This window comes from Yeosuana marina (assembly GCF_011762485.1).
Lineage (GTDB): Bacteria > Bacteroidota > Bacteroidia > Flavobacteriales > Flavobacteriaceae > Yeosuana > Yeosuana marina.
Genome location: NZ_JAAKGI010000037.1, coordinates 137533 through 149118, shown reverse-complemented (window position 1 = coordinate 149118; position 11586 = coordinate 137533). Strand labels below are relative to the sequence as shown.

6 protein-coding genes are annotated in these 11586 nt (G+C 34.2%); 5 read left to right on the top strand and 1 reads right to left on the bottom strand.

The genetic code is table 11. From position 1 onward, the window contains the following. Nucleotides 1-6: 6 nt before the first annotated feature. On the bottom strand, nt 7-1083 hold the full coding sequence (locus tag G5V56_RS16370; protein ID WP_166967081.1) for a LacI family DNA-binding transcriptional regulator: 1077 nt from the start codon (nt 1081-1083) through the stop codon (nt 7-9). A 263-nt stretch (nt 1084-1346) separates the two neighbouring features. On the opposite strand from G5V56_RS16370, the gene G5V56_RS16365 reads away from it, so the two are divergent. From G5V56_RS16365 to G5V56_RS16345, 5 genes are all read left to right on the top strand, one after another. Continuing rightward, entirely contained in the window at nt 1347-4448 is a 3102-nt protein-coding gene (locus G5V56_RS16365) for a SusC/RagA family TonB-linked outer membrane protein (protein WP_166967080.1), read from the top strand. Nucleotides 4449-4458: 10 nt separating this feature from the next. Beyond that, the gene (locus G5V56_RS16360) at nt 4459-5997 is read left to right on the top strand and encodes a RagB/SusD family nutrient uptake outer membrane protein (protein WP_166967078.1); all 1539 of its coding nucleotides are present in this window, start codon (nt 4459-4461) and stop codon (nt 5995-5997) included. Between the two features lie 17 nt (nt 5998-6014). Further along, nucleotides 6015-7430, top strand: coding sequence for a SusE domain-containing protein (locus G5V56_RS16355; RefSeq protein ID WP_166967076.1), 1416 nt, complete (start codon nt 6015-6017; stop codon nt 7428-7430). 86 nt (nt 7431-7516) lie between these two features. After that, the gene (locus G5V56_RS16350; RefSeq protein ID WP_166967074.1) at nt 7517-10858 is read left to right on the top strand and encodes an alpha-amylase family glycosyl hydrolase; all 3342 of its coding nucleotides are present in this window, start codon (nt 7517-7519) and stop codon (nt 10856-10858) included. Continuing rightward, nucleotides 10858-11577, top strand: coding sequence for a hypothetical protein (locus G5V56_RS16345; protein ID WP_166967072.1), 720 nt, complete (start codon nt 10858-10860; stop codon nt 11575-11577). The genes G5V56_RS16350 and G5V56_RS16345 overlap by 1 nt, the downstream gene beginning before the upstream one ends. Nucleotides 11578-11586 lie beyond the last annotated feature (9 nt).

The window sequence follows — 11586 nt, the reverse complement described above, 5'->3', positions numbered from 1 at the left end:
AAAAATTTATTTAGTTGAATCCCTTTCTATTAACCCTGTTTCTATAACCACGGTTTTAAAATCACTATCTATCTCATTTTCATCAATATACGTATCTGACTCATCGTCATCATCAAGTTCTAATCTATCAATCAATAAATGAGCAGCTTGCTCCCCCATTTTTTGTCCATGTTGACTTACAGTTGTTAAACTTGGTCTTGCATGTTTGGATAAGACACCATCTGTAAAACCAATAACTTGAATATCTTCAGGAATATTAAAATTTAATTTTCTGGCTACTTTCATAGCTGTGACTGCATACAATTCATTAACCGCAAACACCCCATCAATTTTAGTATTACTATTAAAAAACTGTTCAATTTCATTTTCTAGAATATCTAAATGTTCTTCAAGTGCCAAACTATCATCTAATTTTAAAATTAAACTGGCCTTAGGATTCATATGACTTTCTTGTAACGCACGCAAATACCCCTGTGTTCTTAATTTGCCAACACTCACATAATCCATTGTTGTTATTAATGCTATGTTTTTACAGCCAGTTGATATTAATTTTTTAACCGCATTTACAGAGCCTTTAAAATCATCAACAATAACTTTATCGCAATCCACTTCATTAACTACCCTGTCAAACATAACTATGGGGATACCTTGACTAATGGTTTCTTTAAAATGATGATAATCCTGTTTTAATAAGGTTTCTTTAGAAATAGACAAAATAAAGCCGTCTATACTTCCATTGGCAAGCATTTCCATATTGATAACCTCTTTACTAAAAGACTCATTTGATAACCCAATAATAACATTATAACCTCTTTTATTGGCAACAATTTCAATTCCTCTAATAACCGTTGAAAAAAAGTGATGTACAATTTCAGGTATCAAAATACCTATTGTTTTTGTTTTCCTGTTTTTTAAACTTAACGCAATATTGTTAGGTTTATAATTATAGAACTTAGCAAATGCTTGAATTTTCTGTCGTGTTTCCTCTCCTATTTCTTTGCTGTTGCTTAGCGCTCTTGAAACTGTTGATATTGAAACATCTAGTTCTTTGGCTATTTGCTTTAAGGTTACTTTTCGTTTCATAATTTATAAACCTATTAATGTAATTTATTGAAATCTTATTTTAAAGCTAATTTAATACTTTTTCTCCCTAGTTACATAAAAAACCACAAAGTTCTCAACACGCAAACGTTTCCGTTACGAATTCCGTAAAAGTTGTCAACATGCAAACGTTTTCGTTGAGGAAATGATAATTTTTTGTTAAAAGTTTACTTTAAATTTACGTTGTTTTAACCCGAGAAGTGAAAATATAACAAACTAATTATTACACTAATTCAAAGTATTGTATGAAAACAACTGTAAACAGCTTACTGTTTCTCTTATTCTTTGCTCCAATTTGTATTTTTGGACAAACGACTCTTAAAGGAACTGTAACAGAACAATCAACTTCAATACCGCTTCCAGGAGTAAATATCCTTATTAAAGGAACTGCTACTGGAACGGCGACGGATTTTGATGGGAACTATCAAATTAATGTAAACAACGGAGATGTTATTGTGTTCTCCTATGTAGGTTATAATCCTGTAGAAATAACCTATACAGGGCAATCCACATTAAACATTCAACTTGTAGAAAATACTGCCCAACTAGACGAGGTAGTTATTATTGGTTATGGTAGTGTTAAAAAAGAAGATTTAACAGGATCTGTAGATGTTATTTCCTCTAAAGATTTTAATAAAGGAGCGGTGCTTTCGGCCGATCAATTACTAACTGGAAAGTTAGCTGGCGTTAGAATAACATCTAATGGAGGTCAACCAGATTCTGCTCCAAATATTCGTATTAGAGGTGGTTCGTCTTTAAATGCTAACAACAGTCCATTAATTGTTATTGACGGAATTCCTATCGATAACACGAATCCAGCAGGTGTAGGAAACCCTTTATCATTAATCAATCCAAATGACATTGAAAGTTTCAGTGTTTTAAAAGATGCTTCGGCAACTGCCATCTATGGTTCTAGAGCTTCCAATGGAGTTATTATTATTACAACTAAAAAAGGAACATCTGGAGATGTGAAATATAATTTTTCATCAGATGTTTCCGTAAGTAATGTAAGTGATAAAATAGATTTAATGACTGGTAATCAGTTTGTTAATTTTATTCAAGATTACCATCCAGATTTTGTAGGTTACTTAGGCGTTCCTATTAATAGTGTTCAAACTAATGAGCCAGTTTCCCAAATAATTAATGGCAGGGCTATTTATAATACAGATTGGCAAGATGCTATTTACAGAACGTCCATATCATCTAATAGTAATTTTAGTGCTCGTGCCAACCTTTTTGGTAAAATACCGTTTAGAGGGTCATTAGGCTATACCAAAAATGAGGGTATCGTAAAAACTAATGATTATGAGCGTTATAGCATGTCTGTTAAAGCAACACCGATGCTTCTTGACGATCATTTAAAAATTGATTTTAATGCAAAAGGATTATATTCTGAAAAGAATGCCATTGATGAAGGTGGCGCTTTAGGTGGTGCTGTTAATATGGATCCCACAAAACCTGTGTATAATAGTGCAGCAGACAATCGATTTGGAAATTATTATCAACCCATAAGATTTCAAGAGAGTTCAAATAGCGACACACCATCAACCTACGTTATTGATGGACAATCGAATCCTTTAGCTATATTGGAACAAAGACAACGACCAGAAAACGTTTATAAATTTCTAGGTAACATAGAATTTGACTATAAAATGCATTTTTTACCTGAATTAAGAGCCGTTGTTAACTTAGGTCTAGAAGCTTCAAAATCTAAAATTAGAGAAACCTACTCTGACAATTCCTTAAGCACCTATAAAAACGACAATAATAATTTTGATGAAAACTCAAATTACTTTTTCAATCCAGGTGTAAATTATAAAGAAAACCAGACATTGACCAATACAACAATGGATGGCTATTTAGTATATGCTAAGGAGCTAGAAGGTATTGTAAAACGTTTTGAAATTCAAGGTGGTTACTCGTATCAAAATTTTAAGAATGATGGAAACAAAGTTATTTATCGTTACAATACAGAAACTAATATTAGGGAAATTGATCCAAACCCTGACAATCCAAATAACAGATATTATACGGTTTTAAACCTACAATCCTTTTTTGGACGTTCAAACATTAATATCTTAGATAAATATTTAATTACATTATCTGTTAGAGCTGATGGATCTTCATTATTTACTAAGGTAAATCGATGGGGTTATTTTCCTGCCGGTGCCCTTGCCTGGAAAGTAAAAGAAGAATCATTTTTAAAAGATGTTGATTTTGTAAACGATTTAAAGCTTCGTATTGGTTATGGTAAAACTGGTCAACAAGATATTACTAGTCAAGTAGGATATTATCCATCTGCCCCATTATTCATTGCTGGCTCTAGTTCTAGTCAATATTTACCAGGAGTTTCTTTATATTCAGCAAATGCCTTTAATCCAGATTTAACTTGGGAAAAAACAACCACTTCAAATATTGGTTTAGATTTTGACTTCTTTAATCACAGCTTTATTAGCGGTTCCGTAGATTTTTACATGAAGGACACAAATGACTTGTTAGCTAATACTCCTTTACCTCCAGGACAAGGATTATCTGATACCTTTATAAAAAATGTAGGGTCTACAGAAAGCAAAGGATTTGAAGTTAACTTAAATCTAAACCCAATAAAAACAGACAACTTAAATATTGAGTTTAATTCAAATGTGGGCTATAACAGAACAGAAGTTACCGATTTAAAAGGTACGTCAAGAATTACAGCCGATGAATCTGGAATACCAACTGGTACTGGTGTACTTATTGGTTATCATGCCGTAGGCTATCAACCTTACTCTGCTTGGGTTTTCAAACAGGTATATGATACCAATGGCGATCCAATATTCAATGGTTTTGTTGATACTAACGGTGATAATCAAATAACTAATGACGATAGATATTATAAAACAATGCGTCCTAATTGGACTTACGGTTTTGGTATGACTGTTAATTATAAAAACTGGGATTTAAGTACTAGCTTAAGAGGTCAAGTAGGTGGTTTGGTTTATAACTCAAGACGACTAACCTCAGGCTGGATAGATAAAGCTATTCCTGTTAACTCTAACAGTCTAAGTAATGTATTAGATTTTTATTCTGGAGCGGCTAACCCTGTATTTCAAAATGTTATAGGAAACGTGCCTTTCTCAGATTATTTTCTTGAAGATGCATCATTCCTAAGATGTGAAAATATTGTTTTGGGATGCCGAATTGAAAACGTTTTGAAAGATACCACATTACGTATTTATGGAGCTGTTAACAATCCGTTTATATTTACTAATTACAGCGGACAGGATCCAGAAAATTTTAATGCTATAGATAATAATTTTTACCCAAGACCTACGGTTTACACAGTGGGTATTAATTTAGACTTTTAAAAAAATAATTATGAAAAAAATAGTTTATATATTTCTAGTTATGACAGTGCTTTCTTTTACAGGATGCACCAACGAACTAGATACAAATCCAAAAGTAGAGCTTACTTTGGATGAACTTTTAGCCAAAGACCCGCAAGCTGTAGCAGGTATCGTCTCTCGACTTTACGCATCGTTTGCGTTATCTGGACCAAATGGCCCAGGAAGTTCAGACGTTAGTGATGATCCAGGAGAATCTCCATTCTTACGAGGAATTATAAACCTTGAAGATTTTACGGCAGATGCAATGAAAAACAGATGGGGTGATGATGGTTTAGACCAATTAACAACAACATCTGATTGGGATGAAAATAATAAGTTCTTTAAATATTTATATAATAGAATTTATTACACCATTCCACAATGTAACAACTTGTTATCTGTTTTAGGAAACGTTGACGTAGAAGGTAAAGATCAGGTTATCGGTGAAGTTCGTTTCATCAGATCCTTAGCTTACTATTACTTAATTGACGTTTTCGGAAAAGGTGTATTAGCCACCGAAGATAATTTTGGTACCACTGAATCATTACCAGAAGCAAGCAGAACAGAATTGTTTAATTATGTTGAATCAGAATTATTAGCAAGTATTGATCTTTTACCACAAACTAATGGATACGGTCAAGCTAATAAAGCTGTAGCCCAAATGTTATTAGCTAAACTTTATTTAAACGCTGAAGTATACACAGGAACACCCAGATATGACGATGCAGCAACTTATATTAAAAAAGTTATTGATGACGGTGGATATCAGTTAGATCCTAATTTTGTAGCTATCTTCTCTGGTGATAATGACAGTTCACCCGAAATCATATTTCCTTTAATTGCTGATGCTGTTAACAGTCAAAGTTACGGAAACACGACCTACATCGTAAATGGTAGTCTTAGTGCTGACACCATGACGTTATCAGATTATGGAGCTGCTGAAGGTTGGGGAGGACATAGATCAACCAAAGCATGGTACGGATTATTTGGAGATTTAGATACATCAACTGATGATAGAGCTAAACTTTTCTGGACCGAAGGTCACAGTTATGAAATGACAGATTATAAAAAATGGACTGATGGATATCCTTCTATTAAATTCAGAAATTCTAATTTTAATTCACCATCAAGCCCAACATCATTTTCAGGAACTGACTTCCCTCTTTTCCGATTAGCAGATGCCTATTTAATTTATGCTGAATGTGCTGTAAGAGGCGCTGCTGGAACAGACATGGGTACCGCAACGCAATATGTAAATGATGTTAGAACACGGTCTCATGCGAGCACCATTACACAATCTGCTTTAACATTAGATTTTATGATTGATGAGCGTGGAAGAGAATTAAATTTTGAAGGCCAAAGACGTACCGATCTAATTAGATTTGGAAAATTCACAGGTGGAAGTTACTTATGGCCTTGGAAAGGAAACTCATTAGATGGTACTTCAATACCAGATACCTATAGATTATTTCCAATTCCACTTACTGCTCTAGAAGCAAACTCTAACTTACAACAAAATCCAGGATACTAAACTAAAAACTAAATAAAATGAAACATATAAAAATTTTAGGACTATTAATGCTAGCCGTTATTACTTTCTCCTCTTGTACGCAAGATGATGATTTCAAGTTTACGGCTAAAGAACCTTCTTCAGGAATAAGTTTTACAAATTCTTTTCTTGAATCATATGTACTAACTCCAGCGACGTCAAGCAATTTAGGTGAACGTTTCACTTGGACTAGTGCTGATTATGGTGTGCCAACCTTGGTAAATTATAAACTCGAAAAATCAATTACCGGAGATTTTACAGATGCTGAAACTATTGGTGAAACCAATGGCAACGAATTAGCTGTTACCATAGGTCAATTACTAAGTTATGCAACTGAACTAGGTTTAGATAATGACCCTAATACAGAAGCACCAGATACTGGCGTAGTTTCTTTCAGATTAAAAGCCTCTGTCGGAACAGATGCTTTAGAAGTATATTCTTCAATTCAAGCATTAACATTGTATTTACCAGAACAAAGTACTGGTGGTACTGGCTTTGCCATCTCTAGCTGGGGTGTTGTTGGTTCTGGGTACAACAACTGGGCCGACAGTAGTACAAATCCTGCGCCAAAAGATGCTCCTTTTTACACAACAAGTACACCAGGTGTCATAGTTTCATATGTTAATTTACTTGATGGAGAAATTAAATTTCGTGAGAATAATGCATGGGGAGGTGATTTAGGAGATGCCAATCTTGATGGCGTATTAGATGCAGATCCAGATAATAATATTCCGGTTACTGCTGGAGATTATAAAATTACGATTGACACAAATGATATGTCGTATACCATTGAACCATTTTCTTGGGGAATTGTGGGTTCTGGGTTTAATAATTGGGGTTCTGGTGGATTAGATGCTAAACTTTATTATGATTACACTACAGATACATTCAAAGCTAGTGTAAAACTTTTTGATGGCTTCATAAAATTCAGACCTTTAAATACCTGGTCTGGAGATTTGGGAGATGCTAATCTTGATGGTATTTTAGACACTGATCCCGATAATAACATTCCCGTTACAGAAGGTCACTACTTAGTCACTTTAGACCTAAAGGATAATTCTTATACCATAGAAGAGGCTACCGTCTGGGGAATTGTTGGATCTGGTTATAACAATTGGGGAGATGCTACTTGGGATCATGATGGTGATGCAAATACTCCAGATGTAAAAGTATCAGATGCTGCCTTAACAGAAATTCAACCTGGAGTTTGGTACGCTGAAAATGTTACACTTATAGATGGTGAAATTAAATTCAGACCTAACAATACTTGGGACGGTGATTATGGTGATGCAAATCTTGATAATATTTTAGACAGAGATGCTGACAATAATATTGCTGTAACTGCTGGAAACTATGTTATTTCAATTGATTTTAACGACGTTGATGGCCCTAAATATTATTTAGGTAAAAGATAAAATAGTTTATGTTAATATTTTAGTTTAAAAAAGGGGTCGTGTAAAGTTATGCAACCCCTTTTTGCTTTTTAAAGAAATTTTATGCTATGAAAAAAATATTACTTATTCTTTTAATAACAACCAATTGGTGCTTTGCTCAACAGCAAACTATCACGTATACTATTAGTCCTCCAACGTTTACTGAAAACGAAACTATTACCGTTACATTTGATGGAACTAGTATCGATGAGGCTGCTTGGGGAGTAACTGACAACGCCTTATATCTTTGGGCTTGGTCTTACGATTTAAGCTTTGGAAATGGAATAGATTGCCCTACTAATGGAAGTTGGACTAGTTCTAACGAAGCCAACAAATTGACATATAATAGTGGGTCAGACACCTACAGTATATCATTCGTGCCTTCAACATTTTATGCAAGAACTGGTATAGGGAGAATTGGTTTCTTAGTAAAAGCCAAAAATGGTGATGGTGATAAAAAATCGCAAGACATCTTAACGGATTTAGAAATTAACCAACTTACACTAACATCTCCAACAGAAAACCCCGTTATTGTAGATTCTGGTACACAAATCAATATTTCTGCATCAACAATATTTACCTCAGATTTCTCGCTAAAAGCGAATGGAATCGAAGTCAATTCTGCAACAGGAACAACTAGCTATAGCTACGATTTTACAGTTACTGAAGATACAGAATTTATATTGGAAGCCAATGACGGCAACCAAGTATTAAGTAAAACATTTTCGGCTAGACTTCCTTCACAATTTCCAGTACCCGATGGAATGCTCGATGGAATAAATCTAGATCCTAATGACAATACAAAAGCAACCTTAGTCTTATATGCTCCAGGAAAACAAACGGTTCATGTTATAGGCGATTTTAATAATTGGCAAGAGGATGCTAATTACTTAATGAATCATGATACAGCCAGAGACCGATTTTGGATTGAGTTAACCGGGTTAACACCTCAATTCAATCATATGTATCAATATTTGGTAGACTCTACTATTAAAGTTGCAGATCCGTACTCAACAGTTATTTTAGACCCTACAGAAGATCAATATTTAGATAGTACAACGTATCCCAATTTACCAGCATATCCAAGTGGACAAACCACGTATGATGTCACACTATTAAGAACAGGCGATCCTGACTATAATTGGCAGACTACAAATTTTACCCGGCCTGAAAAAACCGACTTAGTTATTTATGAGCTTTTAGTTCGTGATTTTGATGAACTCCATAGTTTTGATGCAGTTAAAGCTCGATTAGATTACATTGAATCTCTTGGAGTAAACGCCATAGAATTAATGCCAGTAAACGAATTCGATGGAAACTTAAGTTGGGGTTATAATCCAGCTTTCCATATGGCATTAGATAAATATTACGGTACAACAAATGCTTTTAAGCAGTTAATTGATGAGTGCCATAGCAAAGGTATCGCCGTAATAATGGATGTCGTTTATAATCATGCATCAGGACAAAATCCTTATTACAGATTATGGAATACTGACAATGGAGGTTATAATGGGCAAGCTTCGGCAGACAGTCCTTTCTTCAATCAAACAGCCACACATGCTTATAGTGTTTACAATGATTTTAACCATAGTAAACAAGCAACAAGAGATTATGTAAAAAGGACAACTCAGTATTGGATTAGTGAATTTAAAATTGATGGCTTTAGATGGGATTTAACCAAAGGTTTCACTCAAAATTGTTCCTCTTCAGACGGAGGTTGTACAGATAGTTACCAACAAGATCGCGTTGATGTTTTAAAACTTTATGCAGATTACCAATGGGATGTCGACCCAAATTTTTATGTAATTTTTGAGCATTTAGGAGGCATCACCGAAGAAAAACAATGGGCAGATTACAGAGCAAATGAAGGTAAAGGTATTATGCTATGGAATCGATTAGATCCACCTTATAGTGAAGCAACTATTGGAAATCATGTAAATGGAGCATCCAACTTTTCTAATGTATCCTATGCCGCTAAAGGATTTGACGGTCCGTCAGCGGTGTCGTATATGGAAAGCCATGACGAGCAACGCGTTATGTATAGAAATTTAACCGAAGGTAAAAGTAGTGGTGATTATAATGTTAAAGATTTAAATACAGCTTTAGAACGCATGGAAACTGCTGGTGCCTTTTTCTTTACAGTTCCAGGTCCAAAAATGATTTGGCAATTTGGAGAACTAGGTTACGAAGTCGATATTAATTTTAATGGAAGAACAGGTAACAAACCTATCCGCTGGGAATATCTTGATGATCCTAACAGAATGGCCATATACAATACATGGTCAAAACTAATAGATTTAAAACACAAAGTTCCCGCTTTTAAAACTACCGATTTCACTATAGATGCTAGCAGTACAACTGGACTAAAAACCATTCACTTAAATCTGCCTAGTGCTACTGGAAACGAGATTAAATATGTTACTATTATTGGAAATTTTGGTTTAACGACTCAAAATATAAATCCTGTTTTTCAAGAAACTGGAACTTGGTATAATTTACTGAACAAAAATACACCGTATGACGTATCAAGCACATCCTCTGTTATAGAATTAGCTCCTGGAGAATTTAAAGTTTATGGAAATAATCCATATATAAACCCTGATGATTTAGATAGTGATGGTGTTTTAAATGTTAATGATACGTGTAGTAATACGCCGTTAGGCGCTACGGTAGACGTGAACGGTTGTGAGGTATTTACACTGCCAACAACTAATTTCTCTTTGCAGGTAACTGGAGAAACATGTCGTAGCAGTAACAATGGTAGTATTTCTATTGCCGCCGCACAAAACCTAAATTATACAGCTACGATTATTGGTAATGGAATTAATCAAACTAACACATTTACAACAAATTATACAGCCGATAATTTAGAAGCTGGTGACTATGATGTTTGCATCACTGTTGATGGACAATCAAACTATAAGCAATGCTTTAATGTATCTATTTCTCAACCTGAAGATATCGCCGTGCTTTCAAAAGTTAGTAATACCAAAAATTCTGTTTCGCTTGATATGAGTGGAAGCACTCTTTATAAGGTCACATTAAACGGGGTTACCACCGAAACATCTCAATCAAATATTGAGTTGCAATTAAGTAAAGGAACTAATACAATTAGTGTTGAAGGCGATAAAATATGTCAAGGACTTTATAAAGAAACCATCTTTTATGGTGAGGATGTGAAACTATTTCCGAATCCTATTACTGATAATATTATAAATATTTATTTGGGTAATTTAAATTCTGAATTATCTACGATAACCGTATATTCTATGTTAGGTAATCAAATTTATACCGAAAATACTACTGATAATAATGTAAAAATTGATGCTTCTAGTTTTTCAAAAGGAATCTACATTTTAAATGTAACTACTAATAATGATCTTAGAAGTTTTAAAATCATAAAGAACTAATGAAAAAATTATTTATATACTTAGTTGTTTTCACCATTTATCTTCCTTGCTTTACTAATTGCAGTGGCGGAGGCGGTGATGACCCAAATCCAGGTCCAGACCCAGTCATTATAGACCCACCAGGAGTTGCTACTTTAATTTTTCCAAACGAGAATTCAGAATGTACTGAAGGAACTAACGCAACAAGCTCGGAAAGTGATGTTATTTTTGATTGGAATGATGCTACCAATGCAGAATCTTATCAATTATATTTAAAAAATTTAGACACTCAAACAACCACGAATTATACTAGTTCTACCTCTCAACTTAGTGTAACGCTTTTAAGAAGTACACCCTATTCATGGTATGTAATTTCTAAAAATTCTGGAACAAAAACTGCTCAGAGTGCGACTTGGAAATTTTATAACGCAGGAGAAGCTGTTTCATCTTATGCGCCGTTCCCTGCTGAATTAGTAAGCCCAGAAATGGGAACAGGGTTATCAGCTTCCACAACCAGTGTAACTTTACAATGGAAAGGAAGTGATGTTGATAATGATATTGTAAATTACGATGTTGTTTTTGGAACAGCTAATCCGCCAACTAATAACCAAGGAACAACAACTGCAACAAATATGTCTGTAAATGTCACTTCTGGAAACACGTATTATTGGAGAGTATTAACGACCGACGGACAAAATAATACGTCTGAATCAGAAGTATTCCAATTTAAGACTAATTAAAATTTAACA

Coding starts and splice junctions, on each gene's coding strand:
- G5V56_RS16370 (WP_166967081.1), bottom strand. CDS start 1,083: ATGAAACGAAAAGTAACCTTAAAGCAAATAGCCAAAGAACTAGATGTT.
- G5V56_RS16365 (WP_166967080.1), top strand. CDS start 1,347: ATGAAAACAACTGTAAACAGCTTACTGTTTCTCTTATTCTTTGCTCCA.
- G5V56_RS16360 (WP_166967078.1), top strand. CDS start 4,459: ATGAAAAAAATAGTTTATATATTTCTAGTTATGACAGTGCTTTCTTTT.
- G5V56_RS16355 (WP_166967076.1), top strand. CDS start 6,015: ATGAAACATATAAAAATTTTAGGACTATTAATGCTAGCCGTTATTACT.
- G5V56_RS16350 (WP_166967074.1), top strand. CDS start 7,517: ATGAAAAAAATATTACTTATTCTTTTAATAACAACCAATTGGTGCTTT.
- G5V56_RS16345 (WP_166967072.1), top strand. CDS start 10,858: ATGAAAAAATTATTTATATACTTAGTTGTTTTCACCATTTATCTTCCT.